The organism is Kitasatospora sp. NPDC058478 (assembly GCF_042720345.1).
In the GTDB taxonomy this organism is placed as follows: domain Bacteria; phylum Actinomycetota; class Actinomycetes; order Streptomycetales; family Streptomycetaceae; genus Kitasatospora.
In genome coordinates this window covers 30,185-52,504 of record NZ_JBHXML010000003.1, presented here as the reverse complement: position 1 = coordinate 52,504, position 22,320 = coordinate 30,185, and the positions used below count along the sequence as shown (strand labels likewise).

Here is a 22,320-nt window from a genome sequence, read left to right as displayed (position 1 = left end):
CGATCCTTACCACCGGCCTCCGCCGTAGCCTCCGTAGCCGCCGCGGTCGCCTCCGTAGCCGCCGTAGCCGCCACGGTCGCCACCGAAGTCGCCGCCGAAGTCGTCGTAGCCGCCGTAGCCGCCACGGTCGCCACCGAAGTCGCCGCCGAAGTCGCCGTAGTCGCCACCGCGACCACCGCCGCCCCAGTCGTCACGGAACCGCCCGAAGGACTGGAACTGTCCGAGGAATGACATGATCAACCTTCTTTCGAAGTCCCCCTCGGTCCATCGTCATCCTCACCTCCGCAATGCACAAGCATCGATTGTGCAAAATGTGAAAATTTGATGACTTTTCCGGATTGTCCAACTCGACGAGCGCCCGCTTCGATTTCCCGGTCAAGAATCCCCCAAGAAACCGTGCGTGACGAGCCGCCACCAGTCTGCGGATTTCCGGGTGACCCATTGGTCCCGAGCAATCATTCGCGTCAGGTCATAGCCATACCGCCATGCCGAACCACTCACTCAGAGCAGTCAGCCCGGTTGGACGGCTGCGGGAAGTCCTCCCGGCCGTCCAGCCAGCCGGTGAGCCGCTCGGACAGGGTGAACGGTTCGGGAAAGAGGGAGTGGCGCAAGCACCCGCCGTTCGGGTCCCAGCCCCACATCCGCCCCTCGGGAGTGCTGAAGTCGACGAGCGACCAGATAGCGCAGCCCCAGGGCAGTAGCGGTACCACCGGTGTCGGATAGTCCGCGCCGTAGCCCTCGCGCCACCCGAGGTACGCCTCCAGTACGGGCGGTTCGTCACGGTACTCGGTGAGCGACAGGGCACCGCCCCAGCGGCCGAATCCGCCATCGACGACCTCGAGATAGATCCGTCTGAGCAAAGACGGCATCGGGTGCCCCACAACTGCTTCGAGCCCGGACACGGCCTCCGGAGGCGCGGGCGAAGGCCGCTCTCCGGCATTCTGCTCGATGAGCCGCTTGATGATCTCGTCCTCCGTCACAGGGCCTTCGTACCAGACACCACCGACACTGCGGCGCCCCGGCCCGAGCCCGCAGACGGGTCGCTGACGGTACGGCGCGGGGCCCCCGAGGCTCGGCGGGCGTCACGGGGTGCGTCGCAGCGGGTCGGCACCAGAGGCACCCGGCAGCGCCTGACGCAACGCCAACCTGGACCGAGGCGAGTGCGAGGAAGCCCGCCGCGTACAGGATGGGGCGGGGAGGCCCGCCGCCCGGCCGCCACGCCAAGATCGCGGCGAGCACGTACTCGGCAGTCCGACGACGCAGGCCCGCGAGATGTGAGGTGCGGCGCCGAGGTCTCCGAGATCGTCGACCGGACGCCCGCGGCCTGCCGACAACTGGCGTCCTCGGGCCGTCGGCGCATCCGCGCCGCACGGACTCCGGCAGCTCTAACAACTCCGGCCGCCCCGGCCTGGTCGCCCAGCACACCGGCGTCACGGTGACCGTCGCCGCGTTCGAGACCAGCGGCGACCACGTCACCCGCATCTGGGCCGTCCGCAACCCGGAAAAGCTCCGCGCGTGGACCGGGAACGAACAGACCTGACCGCACGCCGCGGCGGAACGCATCAGTCGACGCAGCGTCAAATCACCTTCCCCACACGAACTTTCTGGCGGCCGGAACCGCTCTCCGTCACCACCCGGGTCCGCGACGAGGCCTCCTCCGGAAGCACCGCCGTGGGCTATGGTCGGTCCCATGCTGACGGAGTGGGCCTGGATAGCAGCGAAGCTGGTGACGACTCCCGAGACGAGGATCAAGGTCGTCGACTACGGATACCGGCCGTTCGGAAAGTACGCCGAGGCACGTCGCAACCTCCTGGAGCACCTTGAGGATGAGAAGTCCTGCCAGGACTTCAAGGACGCCGCGCGCCTCCTGCGGGCGAACCGGAAGGCGGCCAGCGTGGTGCACAGCCCGCTCATCTGGCTGATCCACGATCTCCCCGCAGGGGAGGACAGCAAGAGAGCCAGCTACCAGCTCATCAAGCGGCTTGAGCCGAGCCTGACCGAGCAACTCCTGCCCGGCCTGGCGACCTCACAGGTCAGCCAGCACGCCCGCCTGGGCGTTGCCCTGCGGGTGCTCAGCGTCGAAGAGGTTTGCGTTCTGCTGCGCTGCAAGCCGCAGAAGGCGAGAGCCCATACGGAGATCTGGCTGTCCGGGCGACTCCAGATGCGCACCCAGCACGTTGCCCGCCGCGCGGTGTGCCGCAGCCACCGGGACGCCTCTTGCACCGCCTGCCGCGGCGGTGCCCAGTGGGAGTGGGAAGAGCCGTTCCTGGCGAGCGACCTCGTACAGCACCTGCTGTCGTACCGCATGAGGTGCTATCTCCCGTACGACGGGACGCCCGTGCCGCCCGGGACGTACGAAGCCGGACTGTGAGCGGCACCGTTCGGACGGCCGAAGAAGTCCACGCTTCCCTCCCGCAGGCACCGGCGAGGGAAGCCGATCCGGTGCCCGCCCCGTGCGAACGACGGGGCGGGCACCGGAAGTCGCGTCAGCTGTCGGTCGTCAGCAGACGGTTGGCCAGGGCGTCGGCGAGGCGGTAGGCCTCGTCGGCCGAGAGGGTGCGGCAGATGGCGTCGGCGAGTTCCTCGACGTCGTGCCAGTCGACATTGCCGAGTTCCGCGGACGGCGTGGCCGACGGCTGCTCGGCCGGGGAGGCCTCGGCTCGCTGTTCCGGCATCGGGAGAGGCTCGGAATTTTCCGCGGAAAATCGCTCGGCGCTCGGAGCGGACTCCGTGCTCGAAGCAGGCTCGGTGCCCGGAGCCGAAGCAGAGCTCTCACCCGCGCCGGAACTGGCGGGCTTCGACCGGGTAGCCGAGGCCGACGGTTCCGCCGGCGACGGTTCCACCGGCGACGGCGTGACGGTGCCCGTGGACGCAGCCGCGGTCACAGCCGCGGTCGTGGTCGCGCTCTCCGCAGGCCCACTCGCGGATGCGACGGGTCGCTGCGGCGCGGGCTGAGGAGTCGCCCCGTCCGCGGAGGCCTGAGCCGCCGCCCGGGCCCCCAGCTTCGCCGCCCGCTTCGCCGCGACGGCGTCGGCGTCGGCCTGGAGCAGCTGCTCCAGCTGCTCCGTCTGCTCGGCCAGGGACATCGCCTCGATGCCCTTGACCGATCCCAGACGGCGGGCGACGTTGATGGAGACGCCCTCCTCGCCCCGCGCCTTGGCCCGCACCTGCCGCTGCAGCTCGGGGTGGAGCTTCAGCAGGTTCTTGCGGTGCGAGATCCAGCTCTGGGACCAGCCCTCCGCCTCGGCGGCCTCCTTGGCGGTGGCGTACTGCGCCACGATGAGCAGGACCGCGTTGGCCTCCTCGATCGGGTCGAAGTCCTTGCGCGCCATGTTCTCGTCGAGCGCCGCGCGCAGCAGGGTCGCCTTGGAGTCCGCCACCGAGTCGTCCACGACGACGAGCAGCTGCTCGCGCCCGTACAGCGCGGCAGCGGCCCGGCGCCGGTTGCCGTTGACGATGACCACGTCCTGCGGGCCCGCAGCGAGCAGGCCCTCGTCCTCCGGCCAGAGCCGGAGGTACGCGTCCGGGGTGACGGCGAGGCAGCTCTGCAGCTGGCGGTCCTTGATGCTCGCCAGGTCCGACAGGTCGCCCAGGTCGTCGCGCGGGTTGCGCGGGTTGGGGAGGCAGTTGGCGGTGGGAACCCACCGGGCCGGAGAGTCCGGCCCCGTGGGGACCCACCGGGCCGGAGTCTCCTGGTTGCTGACCACCCCGGGGGCATCGACGACCGGGTCGGCCGCCATCGAGGCGAAGGAAACACGACGGCCGGCCATCAGCGACCCCCGTATCCGAGCTCGAGGGACAGCCGGAAGAAGTCCTCGCGGGCCCGGTAGGCGGTGCCGCTCTCCTTGTACTGGGTGACGACCGTTCCCTCGGCCACCGCCCGGGAGTGGATCTTGTAACGCCGCAGGACCGTCTTGGCCCGCGGCCACCCCTTCGCGGCGATGTACGCCTCGGTGTCCTCCAGGTCGGCGCGGCCGTCCCGGGGGTCCCAGTTGTTGATGACGACCCGGAAGGGGATGTCCATCGGCTCGATGACCTTCTGGATCGTCCGCGCCGTCGGGTCGAAGCACAACGGCTCGGTGATCATCGGGACCAGGACGTCATCCGCTATCTCCAGAGCACTGCGCAGGATCTCCTCATCGGCCAGGGTGCCCGGCGTGTCGATGAAGATGTGCTCGTACTCGTCCTTCTCGCCGAGGACGTCGAAGGTGCACGCCGCGAGGTTCACCGTGGTCGTGGTCTTGCCGACGCCGCCCTTCTGGTTGGCGATGACGTGGACCTTGGCACCGGTGTTCTTGAGGTGGAGCAGCTGATCGGCCTGGTCGTGCGCTGCCATGAAATCGAAGGGCAGGTTGTCCCCCACCCGCTCCGCCCAGACGACGGCCGATCCCTGAGGGTCAGTGGACACGACAAGTACAGATGGCTTCATGATGTTCCGTTCTCTCCGTGGGCTTCCCGGGCCGCTTGCCCGGTACTGCGGATGCCCGCCGATCAAAGCCGGTGACGGCGGACTGGAACAGCATTCCAGATGATCAGGCCTGATGCCGACACGACCCGCGTGTCATGAAGCACAATGTCCGTTTCCCTGAGCCCCTGATTTCCGAGGACCCGCCGAATATCCCCGGCGACCCGGCCCCGAATCCCGCCATCGCAAGAGAGCGTGACGCACGGGCAGCGGCATCGCGATGGCGCCGCTACCAGGACGCATTCACCTTCACCGGCCAACCCGAACAGCCGTGCGCCCCCGCGCAGCCCTGGCGTATGGAACACCTCCCTGCCGTTTCCTGACAGTTCAACAGATCACCGCAGTTCGCTATCCGGCAGCGTGAGCCCTGATCAAGAAACGGCAAAGGCATCACTGCTCCGCGCAGGCCAGAAAGAAGCCCCTCCCCCACAAGCATGGGGGTCAGTCAGAAGAGAGGGCTCAGCGGTCACAGCGGTCGGTATCCGACGCCTGCCGACGGGCGTTCGAAGCGGGTTGGGCAACGGTCGTCGAGGCCGTGTCCGCGGAGTCGACCTCGCGGGTCGGGGTGGTGGGGCCGACGCGTGCCGTGAGGGCGTCTTCTGCGGTCGCCCCGTCCCGGTACGGGGCCAGGAACGCGGTCAGCGCGGCCAGCATCGCCTGCGGGGCCTCCTCGGCCGGGTAGTGGCCGCAGTCGGGGAGGACGGGGCCCTGCACGTCGTCGGCGGCGGCCAGTGCCTCGACCGCTACGCGTCGATCTACGGCACGCAGTACGAGCAGGCGCTTGCGGCACACCCCGGTGATCCAGTGCGCGCGGTCGAGGCGTTCTTCGGCGTCGTCCTGGGCCGCATCGCCAACCCGTCGGTCCCCGCAGGGTGCCTCATCACCCAGTCCGCCGCGCAGTCGCCGACGCTGAAGGAGGAGAACAGCGCGCAGGTGCGCCGTCTGCTCGACGTGCAGCGCCAACGGGTGCGCACAGCACTGGCGGACTCCTCGGCCGACCCCCGGACGCTCGACGAACTCGCCGCATTCGTCGTCGCCGTCAACCAGTCGCTGGCCGTACTGAGCCGGGCAGACTCCCCCGACGCCGAGTTGCGCTCCGTGGCCCGGCTCGCCTGCACGACGGTAGCCGACACCCTCGCCCGGTCGGTGCCCGAGGACGTCGCCCACGGCTGATTCGACACCACGGCCGACGCCGTCACGGGCGAGGTCGACCTCGTCTCCTGGCGCAGCCCTACCGGTGCTGTGACGGCATAGGTTGGCCGGGTTCGCTACTTGGCTGCCGAGGGCGGATCAGTGATCCGTATCGAGGAGTGGGCCGACCCTGGTGATGACTCCGATCCACCAGTCCGGTCGATCGGTGGGCTGCCACGAGACTTCAAGATCCCGATGGGTGATCTCTTCGGTCCTGAGGCGCAGAGCGAACTGGGCCAACTCGGCCTCGCAGGAGGGTGCGGGACGATCGAGGAAACCGTCGGCGACCCCTCCCGGCGCTTCGAAGTACACGGCGAACCGCCACCGGTCGGGCGTGCGGTACAGGGCGAGCGTCTTCGGAGTTCCGAGCGTGCGCCAGAATGGCTTCCTGTTGCTTCCCATGGAAGAAGTATCCGGAACAGCTGATCAGGCGAAGGCAGCCGAGGCCCGCCCGCTCTCCCCAACGGACGCCCTTCTCGCTGCGAATCCGGGCGCCTCCTCGGCGGTGGGCAGCCAGGGCAATACGACGTCGAACTGATCGAGCTCTACCGGGCATTGGAGAAGCACCATGCACACCTGCGCAGCGCCTGAGGCCCGGCCGAGGCGGGCGGCGTGGGCGGCCCCGGTACTGGTCAACGTCGCGCTGGGGTTCGCCGCCATGGTCCCGCTGATGTTCACGCTGGTGTTCTTCCTCAACTACCCGCTGGTCTGGCTCGGGCTCGGGCATCGCGAACCCACCGAGAACGACGGCCCGATGGTGTGGATAGTGGCCGGCGTCGTCGTCTGGACGGTCATCGGCCTGCTGTGGTGGCTGGTCAACCTCGGGCTCCGCAGCCTGACCGGCCTACGGGGCCGGCGTTACTGGTGGGTGAGTGCCGGACTGCTCCTGGTACCCACGATCGTCTTCTCCCCGTTGCCCGCCGGCCCCTGGACCGTGCTGCGCTGGCTGGCCTGACCGGCCCGTCCCCGGCCCCTCCCCCAACCGCGCCGGCACCTGTGCCCGTGCTGCAGCCGACAGCCTTGCAGGACTTCCTCAACCGGCAGGGCGTCCAACGGCCATGGTCCTGGCGCGCCGCCACCCACCCCGGGGGCTGACTTGATCGTTCTCGAAGCCACCGGGGTGACCCCGGCCGAGGGAAACCCCGCGACGCGGCGGAGGACGCCGAACGGCTCGGCGCGTTCTTCCGGCGGGGCCCTGTCCTGTGGGCCCGCCGGACAACCTGTTGGTGAGGAAGGGGTCCGAGGACGCCGACGGACTTCCAGGCATTGTTGACGGCGTCCAGTTCGGTCCCACTGCCGTAGAGGTCCTCGGCGACGGTCGCGGTCAGCTTGGCGAAGTCGGCGAAGGTGGCATCGGCGGCGAGCTTGCCGCCGGTCGCGGCGTCGTACCAGATCCGGCCGGCCTTCTCCCAGGCGTTTCCGCCGATGGCGGTGGCCGTGAGGTAGAAGGCGTGGTTGGGGATACCCGAGTTGAGGTGCACCCCGCCGTTGTCCTGCTGGGTCTCGATGTAGCCGCCCATGTGGGCCTGCTGGGGGTCCTTGCCCAGCCGGGGATCGTCGTAGGCGGTGCCGGGTGCGGCCAGCGAGCGCAGCGCCTTGGCCTTGAGACCAGGGGAGAGCATTCCGGCGCCGAGGAGCCAGTCGGCCCGGTCGGCGCTCTGGCCGAGCGAGTACTGCTTGACGAGGGAGGCGAAGACGTCGCTGATGGACTCGGAGAGCGCCCCCGACTGACCGAAGTACATGAGCTGCGGGTTCAGGATCTGCCCGCTCACGCTGGCCGCGACGACGTCGAGGAGGTCGCGTGGACGCAGCTGGATGAACTCGCCGTCGCCGTCGCCGAGAACCAGCCGCCCACCCTTCCAGAACACGTTGGCGAACTTGTCACCGTAGTGGACGGTCGCCCGAAGTGGGCCGCCCTCGCCGTCGCGGGAGTTCCTGCCGTACGCGGTGAGGAAGAAGTCGAAGGTGGTGCCGAGCGTGTCGTAGACGCTGTTGACCAGTTCGTCCTTGCTCGCAGCCTCGCCCTCGGAGCGCACCAGGGCGCCCGGGAGGCTCTCTTTGTTCCTGGCGTCGTAGATCTCACGGCGGGGCACGGGCGTGTCTTATGCATCCATGCAATCCAGTACGATCACCGGCCATCCCGGCTGCGGCGCTTTCAGCAGTTCCGAGCCGTTTCCTGAGTATTCGTGACAGGTGCTGGGGCTAACTGCCCCTGAGCGACAGGCTCGGCGATCCCACCCGGAGGTCCCGCCGGACGGACAGATCCCGCGCTGGGGGGAGACGCTCTGTCATCAGGCCGATCGGATCATGCCCCGACACTTGATTTCCGAGATCTCCGACAGCGTCAGGCACCAACGCCCGGACGTCACCGCCGATGCCAGCAGCACGATCTGGACCAGGCCGTTGCCCGGCACCCACCCCCGCCCCGCCGTCGGCGCCGGCCGGATCGAGAGCGGCCGAGTCCAGGTCGCGCGGCGCTTCCACTGTGAGATCGCCGAACTGCGCGCGCCGACGGGGTGGTCGGCTGGCGACCGCCGAAGCGGGCCACGCGGTGGCGGCATCACCCCTCTGGGGAATCGCTCCTCCGAAGATCTGAAAACTTTATTGCGCAATTTTCCCTTCAGACCTACGGTCGGGACATGCAACCCGAGCGCGAGCCCGACCAGATCACCGACCTGTCCCGCTTGAAGGCGTTCACGAACCCGCTACGGATGCAGCTCTACCGGCTGCTGTACGCCGCAGGCACCGCGACCGCCTCCCAGCTCGCCGAACAGGTCGACGCGGCCCCGTCGCTGGTCAGCTACCACCTGCGCAAGCTGGCCGAACACGGTTTCGTGACCGCGGCGAGCGGCCGCAGTGCGGACGGCCGCGAACGGTGGTGGCAGGTGGCTTCCGAGGAGGGCTGGGGTTTTCAGGACTCGAACTTCGCGGGCACGCCCGAGGGAGCCGCCGCAGTCGGCGCGGTCACCCGCGGCATCGTCGAGACCCGGGCCTCCCAGTACCGCGCCTACCTGGACCAGGGCGCCGCCTGGGGCAAGGTGTGGACGGACTCTGCGTTCAGCTCCGAGTGGATGCTCGACCTGACGCCGGCCGAACTCGCCGAGCTTAACGGCGAACTCGTGGCGCTGGGGCGACGCTGGCGGGAGCGCGGCAAGGCCGCCAAGGCAGCCGGCGACACCGAGGACCGCGAGCACGTGTCCGTGCACCTCTACGGCTTCCCCTTCCGCCCCTGACGCCTCCTCCTCTGTGCCCCTTCCGCCTCTTCCCGTCCCGCACCTGACACGGATGTGTCCCGACCTGCTGGAGCCCATCATGGCCACCGCGGAGACAGCACCACCCGAAACGGCCCCGCCCGAAACGGCCCCGCCCGAACGCGTCGGCATCCCGGCCTTCCGTGACGGCAACGTGCTGCGCTGGCTCGCCGCGTACACCGCCTCGCTCGTCGGCGACAGCGTGTACTTCGTCGCCCTCGGCTGGTCCGCCCAGAAGGCAGGCGGCCCGACCGAGGTGGGCCTCGTCATGGCCGCCGGGGCGCTCCCGCGGGCGCTGCTCATGCTCGGCGGGGGCGTGCTGGCCGACCGGACCGACCCCCGTCGGGTGATCCTCGGCAGCGACGCCCTGCGCTGCCTGCTCATCCTCGCGGTGGCCGCCGGCATCGCGCTGACCGCGCCGGTCCTGTGGGTCCTGGTCGCGGTGGCGCTCGTCTTCGGCGCCGTGGACGCGCTGTTCATCCCCGCCGTCGGGGCCCTCCCGCCGCGGATCACCGGCCCCGACCAGCTGGCCCGCGTCACCGGTCTGCGGTCCCTGTCGATGCGCCTCGGCCAGATCGCGGGCCCGCCGATCGGCGGCCTCGCCATGGGCCTCGGCGGTGCGGCCGCGGCCTTCGCCACCGCCGGCCTGCTCTTCGCCCTCTCCCTGCCGCTTCTGCTGACGGTACGAATACGTCCCCTCGGAGCACGCGGCGAGGACGCTCCGCAACCCGGCAGCGCGCGCACCGATCTCCTCGACGGGCTGCGCTACATCCGCCGCCACCGCCTCATCGGCCCGCTCGTCGCCGCCGGAGCCGTCTGCGAACTCGGCCTCACCGGCACCCTCAACGTCGGCATGGTGCTGCTCAACGCCGAACGCGGCTGGGAGCCTTCCGGCTACGGGTGGATCGTCGGTTCCTTCGGCGCCGGAGCGGCGGTCAGCGCCGCGCTGCTCGCCGTCGTCGGGTGGCTGCCGCGCGCGGGCCTCGTGTTGGCCGCGACACTGCTCGTGGGCTGCACGGGAGCGGCCGCCATGGCACTGGTCCCGACCTTGTGGACCGCCGCGGTGCTGGCCGCAGTTGTCGGCTTGAGCCTGGGCGTCTCCGGCGCCCTGGACAACGCCCTCATCCAGGCCGCCGCGGACCCCGCCTATCTCGGCCGGGTCACCTCCGTCGTCATGCTCACCATGGTCGGTCTCGCGCCCCTGTGTTACCCGCTGGTCGGCGCCGCCATCGGCACCTGGGGCGCCGCACCGGTGTTCCTCGGCTGTGGCGCCGTCGCCGGCCTGGGCGCGGCCCTCGCCCTGGCCTCCGCCCCGGTCAGGCACGCCGAACTGCCCCGACGGCACCAGGTGTGACCGGCCGGGCAGCGACCCACTCACGTCACCTGCGGCGCCACTGACGGCACTGCCCTCCGGGCACCGTGGACGGCTTCGCGAAGGCCTCCGCCATCGGGAGCCATTCGTAGGCGACTTCCAGCCGACAGGCTCCGAACTTCTCGTGTAGGCAGCGGAGTTCGGCCGGTGTCCGGCACCGCACTCGCCACGGTCGTGTCGCGTCCGATGACCAGACACCTGCAACTGGCTTTCACGGCGGGCCTCGTGCGGGATGTGATGACACACCGCATCGCGGGCTCTTCAACCAGGTAGTGGGCAACACCGAAGACCAGTCCGCCCAGTTCAGGTGTTGCGTTCCCAACGCCTGAGCAGGACTCCCACAAAGGGCTTGCAGTTCAACCGAGTTCCGCCCGGTCGGTGAGATCTACAGATCAACTACCTTGATATGAAAGCGAATTGGTGACCTGAATGGCTCGACGTGATCGCGGTCGTCGTGATGCAGCATCGTCCGGGCGACGGCGTGGAGCCAAGTAGCGAAGCTCGGCCAGCCGGCGAGGTAGGCCGAGTCGCAGGCAGCCCTCCGAGGTGGTTGTGCCACAGGTCGGGCTCGCCGCCGTCGCGGCTGGCAAACGAGGCCCACCGCGCTCCCCACCACGGGTCGTCCTGCTGGTCCGGATCGTCGGCGTCCCAGATCTCCTCCGTGGAGTACAGGGGCCGCACGGAAGGACAGCGATCTAGGCGTCGTCTCCGTCGTGGCACAGCAGCGACTCGCACAGATCGGCGGGGATCTCGAACCCGCGCCGCTCCTCGGTGCGCCCGACGGCTTCGGGCGATGCGGGCGGGCGAAGCTCGGCCAGGCTGGCCGGTGCATTCTTCGCCAGCCAGGCGTCAATGAGCTTCCAGGACTCGGTCACCGACTCACAGAGTCCCGTGACACCTCGACAGCGGGAGTCATCCCCGCGCACCGGGCTCCCGTCCGCGCGAGGCGCCCGGCTCTGGTGGACGATGCTCCGCCACTCCCCCAGGCCGCATCCTGCCCTCTCCCCCACATCCGGACTCGTCGGGTCGATCACCCGACACGTCGCGAAGTCTCGACCGTCGACCTGGCTCACCTCGGCCACCGCGTCCGCACCGCGCATCCGGACCGCCCTCTTTCTTGTGCATACGAACTAAATGCCGAAGGGCCCGACCACCATCGGAAGGCTACGGGTCGACATGCCCAGCACCACGTCGTCCGAAAACGGCGCCGTATCGAGATTTGTTTATTAGTGGTCTTCTGACGTCTTTTGTGTTCAGGCCCTTGAACGTGAAGTGGCCTGCGGCATGCAAATCGCCTCTGACCGCTGAGGAGTCGGCTCCCGAGGCCTCGAAGAAGCCACTCGCGCTCACACCCACGCCGGACAGGTGCCGAACCATCGCGCCCGCTTCTCCTTCCGCCGGAAACCCGTCCCCAGCTCCGCCACCTCCTGGCCGGCCAGCTCGACCTCAGGCGTACCGCAGCCCGCTGCGGCAGCGCGGCAAGTTGGACCTTCACCCTCTGCCCTTCCCCTCCGGGCCTCCGGGCCTCCGGGCCTCCGGGCCTCCGGGCCTCCGCCTCACGGTAGACCCGGGTTCCTGGCAGCACCGAGGTACCGGCCGTCAGCGCCATCTACTTCGTCACTTCGCCGGGGAGCTGGCCTTCGCCGACGCGGATGCGATCCTCGCCATGCTGCGGGAGCTGTGCCCGCAGCTAGCTGACGGGGCTACCTGCCGGTCCAGATGCGGAGTCTGGCGTACCGGCTCGTGCTTCTGCCACGGCCGGGCGAGCCGGCACTGATGCGGAAGGCGGCACAGAGTCTGTGGTTACACGGCCCGGATTGGGACGGCATCGCGACGGGCCTGAAAAACCGACCCACGGCCTGAGCCACAGCCGGATCGAGGAAACCGTGGCGGCGCCGGTGAAAACGTAGGCACGCTTGTCGTAGCGCGTCGCCACAGCCCCGGGGCCCGGGAATGCTTGAGCCGATTTGACCGTGCGCTCGACCTCGTTCCGGCGCTTGTACATCTCCTTGTCGAAGCCCGGCCAATCTCTTCAGCTGCGTCGTCGCCGACGGTTGGCCCGCTGATCCTGCTTCTCCGGAATGGTGTGCTTGAAACTGGCGCCTTCGCAGGTAGCGACAGTTGCGGCGGCAGTCGGGGGTGTGCGCGAATGACCACGCCGGGGCCCTTGAGTCCAATGCGTTCGACGACCGGCATCAGCTGTGGCCCGCTGCCCCACTGGCCGGGTTCTCTCCGAGGTATGAGCCGTACGGTCGAGATCGGGGGGTGGCGGCCCTGTCCCGGTGAGCACTTCCGGGGCCATCGGTCCGGTCGGATACGAGCTGCTGGTTCGATCGTGAAGGCAGAGGCGCCGTAGAGCAGGTCAACCGGCGGACGTAGAGATGGCGAACTCGGCGCCGCCGTGGATGTCCAGAGCATCGCTTTGGCCGATGGCGCATCGGCTTTTCTGCGGAAAATTCAGAGTCCCTCGACGAAGGCCCATGGATCGGCCGCCCCCGCATCGTCCATTGCTGGCATCGTCCGTTGCCGTTGCCCGTAGGCACGATGGATGTCCGTCGAGAACTCTGGCCGGCCTTCGAGGAGAAGCTCGGAAGAGCCAGCCCGGACGGCATGGATCGGCGGCACGGAAGCCCCTTGATGAGCCGGAACCCGAACCCGAACCCGGGTCCGAGTCGTGGCTGTGCAGCACGTGAGCGTGCGCTTGCCAGTCGGCTGGTCCGGATGCTGATGCTGCTCCCCCATCGAAGCCCTCGAATTTTCTGCGGAAAATCCGTCGGCTGACTGCTAGACAGATCGGGCTCCGATTGGCGCGAGCGCTGTGTGCCGGTTCCCAGCAAGCGGCCCCCACCCTCGCGACACAAGAATTGCCGACGGCTTCGACTCCCCTGCGGCCTCCTACGGGGGAGCGCCTATCACGGCAAGTCGGGGTGGTCCTCTCCCCCACTGAGGCACGCTGAAAGTGATCAAGCCGATCGCCTGATACTCACAACCCCTGGATGGCTTCGCCCAAGTCGGGACCGTAGGCGACCCAGCAGATGACTGAGCCGTCGGAGTCGAGCTCGCCCATGTACCAGTCGTCGTCCGCTCGCACGAGGCACAGGCCGTGGAGGGACAGGATGACGTCGGGTCGGAGTGAGACATAGTCCGCGCGGCCGTGCTCCTCGACCACGACCAGTCGTTCGAGGGTGAGCAAGGCGGCTTCAGGATCCTCTGATGCGGAGCGCGCTCGCTCGATCGTCCAGCCGTCGGGCAGTCCATCGTTCACCGCCACATGATCGCAGCGGGGGGCGTTTCGCAGCTACTCGTATACGGCGGCGATCAACGCGGTTGCCTCGTAGCGGACAGCCAACTCGTCGTACCCCGTCGCCGCCGCCGAGCTTCTTTCGGCTACGGATCTGGTAGGTCTTCTCCAGGATGGTGCGACGGATGCCGCGCCTGCACAGGTAGGCCGGTTCGCCGGAGTCGTAGAGCCTGTCGACACGGGCCGTGGCAGGACGCGTACCCAGTCATCCGCTACCGAGGCGAAGACCAACAGCGGCTCTGCCCCTGCCCGACCGCCGACGAATTTTCTGCGGAAAATCGCCGAGCCGCGACCCCCTGGCCCAGGACACAGTCGTGCTATCCGGAGCTTGCTGCACGACGACTACCCAGCTGCCCACGCCGGGCGCAGGAGCACCCACCGCACTGGTCCTGGTAGGCGACGCCGATGGACACTGCCACGGTGACGAACATTCATCGTGGGCCACACCCATCCAGTCCGAGGTAGACGCTCCGTTCCTCCATGCTGAATCAGTCACCTCAACAGCTCCCCCACACACGACTGAGTTTCCGTCACAACCGCAGCCAATGATGCGGCTCCGCTGGCCCGCCCCACACGGTCCGGCCGAGCAAGCCCGCAGGGTCGTTCGCCAGCCGGCCGGGTGCCAGTCCCTTCGGACTGCGGTGGACCGCGCTGCGAAATTTTCCGCAGAAAATTCGGCGGACCTCAGGTAGGGCGCTGGGGTGGCCCGGGGAATTGCTGGGTTCTCCCTGATGACGCGACGCGCCCTCCGAGGCTCGCTGCGCGACGATTGCCTGCCTGCGCCGAGCGAAGAAGCGCCATCTGGTAGACGATGCCGACGGGCGCTGCAGAATGACGACCGTCCATCCCGAGCCATACCCGTCCAGGTCGAGACAGACGCGCCATCTACTTCAGGCTGGATCAGTCGCCTCAACGACTCCCCCACACGTGGCTGAGTGCCCATCACGACCGCGGGCCGATGGTACGGCTCCACCAGAAAGGACCGACAGGTCTGCCCGGGATCGCCCGCAAGGTCGTTCGCCAGCCGGCCGAGTGCCGCTCTCTTCGGATCGCGGTGGACCAGGAAGCCGGACTACAGAACCGCGTCCCGAAATTTTCCGCAGAAAATTCGGGACCTTAGAAAGGACACTGAGACGGCCTGGGGGATTGATCGACTCCCCGTGATGGCGTCACACGCCGTCCGGACCCCCCTCCAACGGCGCGTGTCCGCCGTGCTGTGCCAACGGCAGAGAGCGTGCGAATCCACCAGACCGATGACAGCCAGGACACACAGCTGCTCTGCCCATCATCCGCCGGCGGGGCAAGAAGCGGCAGAAGCTTCTGCCCCACGACTGTCCTGAGCATGGAGAATTTTCTGCGGAAAATCGCCTGCTCCGAGCTCACTGCGCGGCGATTGCCCACCGCACTGACTCTGGTAGGCCACGACGGCGGGCGCTGCCAGGATGACGACCATCCATCCTGAACCGCGCCCGTCCAGGTCGGAACACACATCCCGTTTCCTCGCCACCGAACCGGCAGCTTCGACAGTTCCCTCACACACAGCTGAGCCCCACCACAACCGCAAGCCGATACCGGGACCCTCCGTCGGAAAGGACCGACACGGTCTGCTCGGACTCGCCCTCGGGGTCGTTCGCCAGCTAGCCGAGTGCCGCTCCCTTCAGACCGCCATGGACCAGACAGCCGAACTGCTGAACCACACCACGAAATTTTCCGCAGAAAATTCGGGGTCTCAAAGAGAACACCGGGACAACCCGGGGGACTGACAGGTTCCCCGTGATGACGTCACACGCCGTCCGGACCCCCCTCCAACGGCGCGTGTCCGCCGTGCTGTGCCAACGGCAGAGAGCCTGTGAATCCATGAGACCGATGACCCCCAGGACACACAGCTGCTCTGCCCATCATCCGCCGGCGGGACAAGGAGCGGCAGAAGCTTCTGCCCCACGACTGTCCTGAGCATGGAGAATTTTCTGCGGAAAATCGCCTGCTCCGAGCTCACTGCATGGCGATTGCCCGCAGGCCCGCGCCGAGGGCAGGAGCGCCCACCGCACTGGTTCTGGTAGGCGACGACGGCGGGCGTTGCCGGGATGACGACCATCCGTCCTGAACCGCGCCGTCCAGGTCGAGACAGACCTCCCGTTTCTTCCTCCGCCAAACCGGCCGCTTCGACAGCCCGGACTGCTGAACCGCATCTCGGAATTTTCCGCAGAAAATTCGGAGCCTCAGAGAGGACACCGGGACGGCCCGGGGGATTGATCGGCTTCCCGTGACTCACTCCGGACGGCCCGCCGGATGCTCATCACCACGAGCCCCCGCCTCGCCCGCGCCGTCAAGAACGACTGCCCCAGGCCGTGTCAGTCGACCTGATCCACTGCGGCCGAAGCACGATCGAAGGTCCGCCAGCGGGCCTCCGATTCCGCAGCGCCCAGTCCGAAGGCGCAGAATTTTCCGCAGAAAATTCAGCGGTGGAGAGCTGAGCCAGCGGGGGAGCGGCAGCCCGATCCAGATGACACGTCGGCCCCACTCGCTCACTGCCTCCTGAATTTTCCGCGGAAAATTCAGGAGGCAGCAATGGTCGATCAAAGTCGGCAGCTGCGGTTCGGTGGGCCGTCAGGTTCAGCGAACCCGTCGACGCGGTGCCGTACTCGCTGCCACGATGTCCCGATGTCCTCCTCTCTTCTCGCGGAACCGTGGCTGCGAGGCGTCGCGGCCAACCGGGCTGCGCCGCCCGAGGTTCTGCTGCGTTTGCTGGCCTCGCAGGGGCGCGTTGCCTGGACGGCCCTCTGCCAGGAACGTGCCCTTCCCCCAGAGGTCGTCGAGGCGGTGCTCGCACACCCCGAGCAGACGGTCCGCCGCGCCTTCGCCCGCAACCGGCACGCCGCTCCCGAACAGCGCGGCCGGCTGGTCGACGACCCCGATGCCTTCGTCCGCGCGAGCCTTGCCGCAGGTCCGCGCCCGCGCCTGAGCAGGGCCGAGCCGTTGCCCGACGATGTCCTGGAAATCCTGCTGACCACCCGCGACGAACACCACCGGGACCAGTTGCTCAGCGCAGACGAGATCCGGCAGGAGCTGGCGTTCTCCGGGCAGATCCGTGCATCGTTCCGCCGCAGGATGCTCGACCATCCGAACCCCGTACTTCGGGCGCAGGCCACCAGCCTGTGGCTGTGGCTGACTCCTGGCCAACGCGACGCGCTCCTGGCCGACCCGGATCCCACCGTCGCAGAGGCCGCCCGTGACCGCCGCCGGATCCTGGACCCGGCGGCGATGGAAGCGGAGCTGCCGGAACGCGACTGCCACGCCCGGAATCTTCTGCTCATCAGCTACGCCGTCTCCCCCGCCGTGGCCGAGCAGTGCCTCGCTGAACGGCGCGACTTGTGGTCGCTTGCCCGCAACCCCCACACGCCCGGCGACATCGTCGCCCGCCTCGCCCACGACCCCGATCCGGACGTGCGCAAGCAGGTGGCCGCCAGAGCCGACCTGGACCCGCCACTCCTGGCGGAACTGGCCCAGGACCCGGACAGCGCCGTACGGGCCCGGGCCCAGCTGCACCCGCTGCCGCGGACCTGGCCGCAGCGCGCCGCCATCGACCGGGTCTTCGGCCACGCCGTCGAGAACGTAGGTGCTGTCGGCGAGATGTTCGTCGAGCCGGGGACGAGCTGGTACGAGGCGTGCGCCGCGTCCGCGGATCCTCAGCTGCGCCGAGTCTCCGCGACCTGCCCCCTGCTGTCGGCGGAGCTGGTGCGCCGTCTGGCCGAGGACCCCGACGCGGACGTGCGCCATCTGTTGGCCTTCAACCACCCGCTGGCACCGCCTGCACTCGTTCTCGACGCCTTCATCGCCGCACCGCGCCAGCGGCCCTACCTGCTCACGCTGCCCCGCCTACCCCGCACCGGCCTTGACCACCTGCTCGACCACGACGACCCGGACGTCCGCGCTCTGGCCGCCTCCGACGCCGGCCTGGCCCAGCCGCCCGTCCACCTGCTCGCCGACCCCGAACCCAGCGTCCGTCAAGCCGCGGCAGCCAATCCGCGCCTTCCCCTCGACCTGGTCTCGGCCCTGCTGAACGACCCGGAGCACGCGGAAGGAGCCGCAGCCAACCCGAATCTGGCCGCTGACCGCCTCCACGAGTTGCTCGACCTCTGCGAACTGCCCGGAGCCGCAACCCGGTGAGGCGCCGACGGCCGCGAGGTTTCAGTGGCCGCTCCCGATGCTCATGAGGCGGAGTAACAGCATTGCGGCAGCGTCCGAACTACGTGCCGTGGCCTTATGCGAACGCATGAGTGGTGAGCGAACTGGCGTGCCCGTGGCCAGGTCCGTAGCCGGGGGCGGCGGCCCGGGGGCGCCCGGCTAGGCTGAAGCGGCACGTCAACGGCCGTGGGAGGCCGGGGACGGTCCTGAACGAGGGGGAGCATGAGCGAGCTCGACGACCTGCGGATGCGCCTGGCGGCACTGGAGACGGAGGTCGACCGGCTTCGGAAGGAGTCCGCCGCGTCGCGCACGGGGGCGGCGATGGCCGGCCGGGGCGGTGCGAAGGCAGCGAGAGCCGCGAAGGCACATACGTCGCCGCGCGGCCGCGCCCAGGTGGAGGACGAGACCAGCACGGGGGAGAGGCCGGGGGAGAGGGAGGCCGAGACTGGTCAGGCGATGACCTGTCTCGCCGAGGCGCTCGGTGTCCTGGGTGCCGGGCGGGTCCGCCAGGTCGAGGTCCCGCAGACCCAAGTCCTCCGGGCCCGAGTCCTCCAGAGCGAAACCCTACGGATCCAAACGCCGCAGGCTGAAACGCTGCGAGCCGAAAAGCCGCGGGCCGAAGGCCGGCAGACCGAGGTTCCTCAGGCCCTCACCCCAGCCCTGGAGCCCCAGGACCGCACGCCCCCGCAGCACGGCCGGTTCCTGGACAGCCTCCTGGCGGGGCAGTCGGCCCTCTTCGAGGAGCAGCGCCGCCCGGACGCCGAGCCGTAACCGTCGGAGCCGGACGAGCAACAGCAACTGCCGTCTGATCAAAACGGCGTGGGTGCGAGTGCACCCACGCCGATACGGTCACGCCTTCGGAAGCGTTATCCCCAGTTCGAGCATCGCCGGCGAGGCCGGGCCGCCCTCGGAGCGCTCGGTCTTGTACCCCTTGACGCCGGGGGCGACGGTGCGCGGGTCGACGGCCTCGGAGGGGGCGCCGGTGGAGTAGAGGCCCTCGGGGTCCTGGTCGCGGTCGTGCGGCAGGAGCCAGAAGACGCGGCGGCGGAAGGTGCCGGAGGCCCGGGAGGATCTGGCGTCGGGGCCGAGGATGGCGTAGCCGACCATGCGGCCGTCGCGGTGGTAGGCGGGGCGGCCGCGACGGGTGGTGAGGCGGTCCAGGGACTGGCGCACGTAGTCGAGGTCGGTGGTGTCCTCAAGCCAGACGAGATCGGTTTCGTGGGCGAGCTCGGCCGGGTCGATCAGCGCGCTCACGCGTTCTGCTCCTCTGTGTCGTCGGTGATCAGGCCGATGCCCGGGTAGTACTTGCGACTGTTGGACAGGACCATCTCCTTGGGGGAGGTCATACCCAGTGTCTCGCGAACTCGTGCAGCGAACGCACGACCGGATACGGGATTGGCGCCTTCGAATCCGCACCAGCGGGTGTACGCGCCGAAGAGCTGGGACTGTTCGGCGCGCATGCCCTCGCCTGTGATGCAGGCCTCCTTGAGGAAGCGGCCGACGTGGTCCTCGGTCTCGGCGTAGGCGGTGGTGGCGACCTGGACGCGCTGGGGGCCGGCGAGGTCCTTCTCGCCGGCGAAGTAGCGGCGGGCGCCGTCGATGAGCCAGGCGAGGATGCCGGGGCCCTCCTCGGCAACGAGGACGTGGGCCAGGTTGTCGATCTTACGTTCCTCGGGGACGACCCGTTCGAACGGGATCAGACGCATGCGGCGCCAGAAGGCGAAGCCGCCGGTGCCGACCTCGGGGCGGTGGTTGCCGAGCAGCCAGAGCTTGTGGGTCGGTTCGAAGGAGAAGAAGTCCTGGCGCATCCGGCGGGCCTTGATCTTGTCGCCGCCGGTGAGGAGCTTGACCCGGGCCTCGTCGAAGCGGTCGCCGGGCTTGAGCTCGGAGCAGACGATGATGCGCCGGCCATGGAGTTCGGCGAGGTCGGTGGGGTGCCCGTCGAAGGTCTTGGCCATCAGGAAGCCGGGCGGGGCGGCGTCCGCGTAGTCGCCGAGGAGCTGGATCATGACGTCCAGCAGGACGCTCTTGCCGTTCTTGCCCTGGCCGTAGAGGAACGGCATGACCTGGGCGCCGACGTCGCCGCTGATCGAGTAGCCGAGCAGCAGGTGGAGGAAGTCCCGGGTCTGCCGGCCTTCCTTGTCGTCGCCGAAGGTGTCGGTGAGGAAGCGGTCCCAGCGCGGGGTCCGCATCCGGGCGGGGGCCAGGGTGGTGGAGCGGGAGTGGTGGTGGACCTTCGGGTCGGGCGGGACGATGGCGCCGGTGCGCAGGTCGACCACGCCGCCGGGGGTGCACAGGGCGTAGGCGTCGGCGTCCAGCAGGGCGGCGTTGAGGACCATGCCCGGGGCGGACTTGGCCTGGGCGAGCATGGCGTTCATGCCCGAGGTGGAGAGGGCCCGGCGGCGGTGCCGACGCAGATCGGTGTTGGTGTAGACGCCGCGGGGGTCGTGGGTGGCAATGCTCTCGGCCATCTCGCCAGCGGCCCACAGGACGGTGTCGTCCTCGTCGAGCTGCCAGCGATGCGCCGCCCAGCGGTACCAGCCGAGGCCGGGGACGTGGCGGTAGTCGCCTCCGTAGAGGTGGACGAAGAGCTTGGCGTTGCCCCGGTCGGACAGCGAGTCGGGTAGGAGACCGTGCGCGCTCGCCTCCGGCCCGGCCGGGGCCTGCTTGGTCTCCTGAACAGGCTCGGGGGCCGGCGCGGGTTCGGCGGACGGGGTGTCGAGAAGGCTCTCCTGGACGGGGGTGCCGTGCCAGGGGGGCGGGGAGGCTGGGCCGGGGACCGGCGGGTACTCCAGGATCTGCTGGGCCGTGGCCACGGGATCGAAGACCGTCCTCTTGCGGGTGCTGTCGTTCATCCGCGTGCCTTCCCGACGTGCAGGGGCTGTCGGGCGCCGGCGGCGAGGCCGGAGCGGATGACGGCGGAGCTTTGCCTGTCCTGGCTGGGGCGGGCCGTGCGGGCCGCGTCCAGCAGGAGCCGCTCGGCGGCGGTGTGGGTCAGGTGACCGGCGGAGACCAGGCCTCCCATCGTGTAGGCGGCGCGGTTGAGTTTGCCGGTGAAACCGGCCCCCTCGGGGGTGGTGGCACAGTCGGTGACGTCCTGGAGGACGGTGTCGAGGACTCGCTCGGCCCCGCGCTTGCCGCCGCCTGCCGCGACGACGGCCGCGCGGCCACGGTCGGGGACGGACGGCTGGGCGGGGCGCTGGGTGCTGGGCTGGTCCTTGAGGTGGCCGGTGCGGACGAGTTCGTCGCTGAGCCACTGGGGCAGGGGCGCGGGGGTCCTTGCCCCGGGGAGCGCGGTGTAGGTACCGGCGGTGGTCACGGTGCCGGGGGCGACGATGTAGCCGCCGTGGGCGCGCACGTCGACCTGCCAGGCCAGGGCCCGGCCGTTGGAGGAGCCGGTGGAGCAGGCGAACCGGCGGGGGGCGTCCTCCTGGTACCAGATGTGCAGGCCACCGGAGGGGGTGCGCACGCGCAGGGTTTCCGCGTCGGTCGCCGGGTCAGGAGCCTGGCGCAGGGCCGCGAGCAGAGCAAGGGTGTGGTAGCCGTTCTCAAGGCCGTCGAGGTTGACGTTCTCGTGGATCGGGATTCCGGGCAGGATCCGGTCCCGGGCGGGGACGGTGCTGGGGTGGCTGTCGACGTCGATGACGACGAGACCCGCCGGGCCACAGGCGACCCCGGTACCGAAGTCCGGGTTGACGCGCCACCAGGCGGTGAGGATGTCCTGGTCGAGAGTGGCCGCGTGGAAGCCGTGGCACCAGCGACCGGCCGCAGGGCACGGGCAGTCGGCGGGACTGTGAGCCGGCTCCTGGCAGGGCTGGCAGTTGGCGGGCGGGGTCTTACGGCCTGGTGCGAGCGGGTGGACGGGCCAACCCTGGACGGCGCACCAGCGCGCGACGGCCAGCGCATCCGGCTGGCGAAACGCTCGGTCGCTCCCCACGGCCTTAGGCGCCGTCACGCTGGTCCCTCTCCCCATGGTTGGTAGCTGCTCGGACTTGAGTCGCTCGTTCAGTCGCTGAGGGCAAATAGCCAGGTCAGGGCACTGGTGGGCGCCGGATCAGCGACTGAAGCGACCGAAGTCCAGAAGATAGCTCACACAGACTATCCGAGCGAGGACGTGGGAACGCGAACTGCCGGAGTCGGCGGCGAAACTCAGCTACCGAAACCCGGACCAGCGACTGACCCCGTTCAGTCGCTGGTTTCGGTCTTCCGGCATTTTCGCAGGTCAAAGCCGGTTTTAACAGCAAACAGCGACTGAAGCGACTGTAGCCCGGGTCTATAACGCGCACACGCACAGGGGAATGTCTTCATATACCTGACCTTGAGTCGCTTCGGTCGCTGACGGGGTGGGTGAACCTGTCCTGACCTGGGGTTTTTCCCAGCGACTGAACCTCAGCGACTGAAAGCGACTGAGTCTCTCGGGCACTGTCCCCCGGCGTGTCGCCGGACCAGGTTCTCGTGCAAGTCCCCAACTTGGGTCGCTTGGGTCGCTTCAGTAGCTCCGCCGCAGGGCCTGGAGAGTCGCTTCGCTGCTGTGACCTGGGACTATGTCCGCAGG

18 protein-coding genes and 2 pseudogenes are annotated in these 22,320 nt (G+C 69.1%); 7 read left to right on the top strand and 13 right to left on the bottom strand.

Annotated elements, in window-relative coordinates:
* Nucleotides 1-6 precede the first annotated feature (6 nt).
* Both ACFWPT_RS02385 and ACFWPT_RS02380 read right to left on the bottom strand, forming a co-directional pair.
* Nucleotides 7-234: a hypothetical protein gene (locus ACFWPT_RS02385; protein ID WP_380370922.1), complete on the bottom strand. Its 228-nt coding sequence runs from the start codon at nt 232-234 to the stop codon at nt 7-9.
* A gap of 263 nt (nt 235-497) precedes the next feature.
* A complete protein-coding gene (locus ACFWPT_RS02380) occupies nt 498-980 on the bottom strand; it encodes a hypothetical protein (protein WP_380478888.1) in 483 nt (160 codons plus the stop codon).
* A gap of 306 nt (nt 981-1,286) precedes the next feature.
* Between ACFWPT_RS02380 and ACFWPT_RS02375 the strand changes: the two are divergent.
* A pseudogene (locus ACFWPT_RS02375) lies at nt 1,287-1,540 on the top strand (hypothetical protein); the annotation flags it as partial.
* 150 nt (nt 1,541-1,690) lie between these two features.
* A complete protein-coding gene (locus tag ACFWPT_RS02370; protein ID WP_380478886.1) occupies nt 1,691-2,371 on the top strand; it encodes a hypothetical protein in 681 nt (226 codons plus the stop codon).
* A 115-nt stretch (nt 2,372-2,486) separates the two neighbouring features.
* Here the strand turns inward: ACFWPT_RS02370 and ACFWPT_RS02365 are convergent, their stop codons facing one another.
* The 3 genes from ACFWPT_RS02365 to ACFWPT_RS02355 form a co-directional block, all read right to left on the bottom strand.
* On the bottom strand, nt 2,487-3,770 hold the full coding sequence (locus ACFWPT_RS02365) for a ParB/RepB/Spo0J family partition protein (RefSeq protein WP_380478884.1): 1,284 nt from the start codon (nt 3,768-3,770) through the stop codon (nt 2,487-2,489).
* Nucleotides 3,770-4,408 carry a ParA family protein gene (locus tag ACFWPT_RS02360; RefSeq protein ID WP_279634975.1) on the bottom strand — a complete coding sequence of 213 codons (639 nt, stop codon included), beginning with the start codon at nt 4,406-4,408 and terminating at the stop codon, nt 3,770-3,772. The genes ACFWPT_RS02365 and ACFWPT_RS02360 overlap by 1 nt, the downstream gene beginning before the upstream one ends.
* Before the next feature lie 516 nt (nt 4,409-4,924).
* Nucleotides 4,925-5,257 carry an alpha/beta fold hydrolase gene (locus ACFWPT_RS02355; protein WP_380478882.1) on the bottom strand — a complete coding sequence of 111 codons (333 nt, stop codon included), beginning with the start codon at nt 5,255-5,257 and terminating at the stop codon, nt 4,925-4,927.
* Between the two features lie 12 nt (nt 5,258-5,269).
* On the opposite strand from ACFWPT_RS02355, the gene ACFWPT_RS02350 reads away from it, so the two are divergent.
* Entirely contained in the window at nt 5,270-5,638 is a 369-nt protein-coding gene (locus tag ACFWPT_RS02350) for a hypothetical protein (protein WP_380478880.1), read from the top strand.
* A gap of 117 nt (nt 5,639-5,755) precedes the next feature.
* Here the strand turns inward: ACFWPT_RS02350 and ACFWPT_RS02345 are convergent, their stop codons facing one another.
* Together ACFWPT_RS02345 and ACFWPT_RS02340 are read right to left on the bottom strand one after the other, a co-directional pair.
* Nucleotides 5,756-6,058, bottom strand: a complete 303-nt coding sequence (locus tag ACFWPT_RS02345; RefSeq protein WP_380370936.1) for a hypothetical protein — start codon at nt 6,056-6,058, stop codon at nt 5,756-5,758.
* A 413-nt stretch (nt 6,059-6,471) separates the two neighbouring features.
* Nucleotides 6,472-7,749, bottom strand: coding sequence for a M4 family metallopeptidase (locus ACFWPT_RS02340; RefSeq protein ID WP_380478878.1), 1,278 nt, complete (start codon nt 7,747-7,749; stop codon nt 6,472-6,474).
* A 546-nt stretch (nt 7,750-8,295) separates the two neighbouring features.
* Between ACFWPT_RS02340 and ACFWPT_RS02335 the strand changes: the two genes are divergently transcribed.
* Both ACFWPT_RS02335 and ACFWPT_RS02330 read left to right on the top strand, forming a co-directional pair.
* Complete coding sequence (locus ACFWPT_RS02335) at nt 8,296-8,889, top strand: transcriptional regulator (RefSeq protein ID WP_063352539.1); 594 nt, start codon at nt 8,296-8,298, stop codon at nt 8,887-8,889.
* Nucleotides 8,890-8,968: 79 nt separating this feature from the next.
* The gene (locus tag ACFWPT_RS02330; RefSeq protein ID WP_380478876.1) at nt 8,969-10,261 is read left to right on the top strand and encodes an MFS transporter; all 1,293 of its coding nucleotides are present in this window, start codon (nt 8,969-8,971) and stop codon (nt 10,259-10,261) included.
* 713 nt (nt 10,262-10,974) lie between these two features.
* On the opposite strand, the gene ACFWPT_RS02325 is transcribed toward ACFWPT_RS02330, so the two are convergent.
* The 3 genes and pseudogenes from ACFWPT_RS02325 to ACFWPT_RS02315 form a co-directional block, all read right to left on the bottom strand.
* Nucleotides 10,975-11,154, bottom strand: coding sequence for a hypothetical protein (locus tag ACFWPT_RS02325; protein ID WP_380370947.1), 180 nt, complete (start codon nt 11,152-11,154; stop codon nt 10,975-10,977).
* A 980-nt stretch (nt 11,155-12,134) separates the two neighbouring features.
* Nucleotides 12,135-12,505, bottom strand: a pseudogene (locus tag ACFWPT_RS02320) (IS5/IS1182 family transposase); the annotation flags it as partial.
* A gap of 757 nt (nt 12,506-13,262) precedes the next feature.
* On the bottom strand, nt 13,263-13,544 hold the full coding sequence (locus ACFWPT_RS02315) for a hypothetical protein (protein WP_380370950.1): 282 nt from the start codon (nt 13,542-13,544) through the stop codon (nt 13,263-13,265).
* A 2,697-nt stretch (nt 13,545-16,241) separates the two neighbouring features.
* Between ACFWPT_RS02315 and ACFWPT_RS02310 the strand changes: the two genes are divergently transcribed.
* Nucleotides 16,242-17,747: a hypothetical protein gene (locus ACFWPT_RS02310; RefSeq protein ID WP_380478874.1), complete on the top strand. Its 1,506-nt coding sequence runs from the start codon at nt 16,242-16,244 to the stop codon at nt 17,745-17,747.
* A gap of 240 nt (nt 17,748-17,987) precedes the next feature.
* Nucleotides 17,988-18,536 carry a hypothetical protein gene (locus tag ACFWPT_RS02305; protein ID WP_380478872.1) on the top strand — a complete coding sequence of 183 codons (549 nt, stop codon included), beginning with the start codon at nt 17,988-17,990 and terminating at the stop codon, nt 18,534-18,536.
* Between the two features lie 78 nt (nt 18,537-18,614).
* Here the strand turns inward: ACFWPT_RS02305 and ACFWPT_RS02300 are convergent, their stop codons facing one another.
* Genes ACFWPT_RS02300 through ACFWPT_RS02290 form a run of 3 tightly spaced genes read right to left on the bottom strand, consistent with a single transcriptional unit; the run spans nt 18,615 to nt 21,720 of the window.
* Nucleotides 18,615-19,019, bottom strand: coding sequence for a DUF6009 family protein (locus ACFWPT_RS02300; protein ID WP_063352543.1), 405 nt, complete (start codon nt 19,017-19,019; stop codon nt 18,615-18,617).
* Nucleotides 19,016-20,620 (bottom strand): phage/plasmid primase, P4 family, encoded by a 1,605-nt coding sequence (locus ACFWPT_RS02295; protein WP_363373991.1) that lies wholly within the window; start codon nt 20,618-20,620, stop codon nt 19,016-19,018. The genes ACFWPT_RS02300 and ACFWPT_RS02295 overlap by 4 nt, the downstream gene beginning before the upstream one ends.
* The gene (locus ACFWPT_RS02290) at nt 20,617-21,720 is read right to left on the bottom strand and encodes a bifunctional DNA primase/polymerase (protein ID WP_380370956.1); all 1,104 of its coding nucleotides are present in this window, start codon (nt 21,718-21,720) and stop codon (nt 20,617-20,619) included. The genes ACFWPT_RS02295 and ACFWPT_RS02290 overlap by 4 nt, the downstream gene beginning before the upstream one ends.
* Between the last annotated feature and the right edge of the window lie 600 nt (nt 21,721-22,320).

What these genes read in the sequence shown, in the direction of transcription:
- ACFWPT_RS02370 (WP_380478886.1), top strand. Translation starts at nt 1,691, where the DNA reads ATGCTGACGGAGTGGGCCTGGATAGCAGCGAAGCTGGTGACGACTCCC.
- ACFWPT_RS02330 (WP_380478876.1), top strand. Translation starts at nt 8,969, where the DNA reads ATGGCCACCGCGGAGACAGCACCACCCGAAACGGCCCCGCCCGAAACG.
- ACFWPT_RS02365 (WP_380478884.1), bottom strand. Translation starts at nt 3,770, where the DNA reads ATGGCCGGCCGTCGTGTTTCCTTCGCCTCGATGGCGGCCGACCCGGTC.
- ACFWPT_RS02345 (WP_380370936.1), bottom strand. Translation starts at nt 6,058, where the DNA reads ATGGGAAGCAACAGGAAGCCATTCTGGCGCACGCTCGGAACTCCGAAG.
- ACFWPT_RS02385 (WP_380370922.1), bottom strand. Translation starts at nt 234, where the DNA reads ATGTCATTCCTCGGACAGTTCCAGTCCTTCGGGCGGTTCCGTGACGAC.
- ACFWPT_RS02295 (WP_363373991.1), bottom strand. Translation starts at nt 20,620, where the DNA reads ATGAACGACAGCACCCGCAAGAGGACGGTCTTCGATCCCGTGGCCACG.
- ACFWPT_RS02305 (WP_380478872.1), top strand. Translation starts at nt 17,988, where the DNA reads ATGAGCGAGCTCGACGACCTGCGGATGCGCCTGGCGGCACTGGAGACG.
- ACFWPT_RS02335 (WP_063352539.1), top strand. Translation starts at nt 8,296, where the DNA reads ATGCAACCCGAGCGCGAGCCCGACCAGATCACCGACCTGTCCCGCTTG.
- ACFWPT_RS02310 (WP_380478874.1), top strand. Translation starts at nt 16,242, where the DNA reads ATGTCCTCCTCTCTTCTCGCGGAACCGTGGCTGCGAGGCGTCGCGGCC.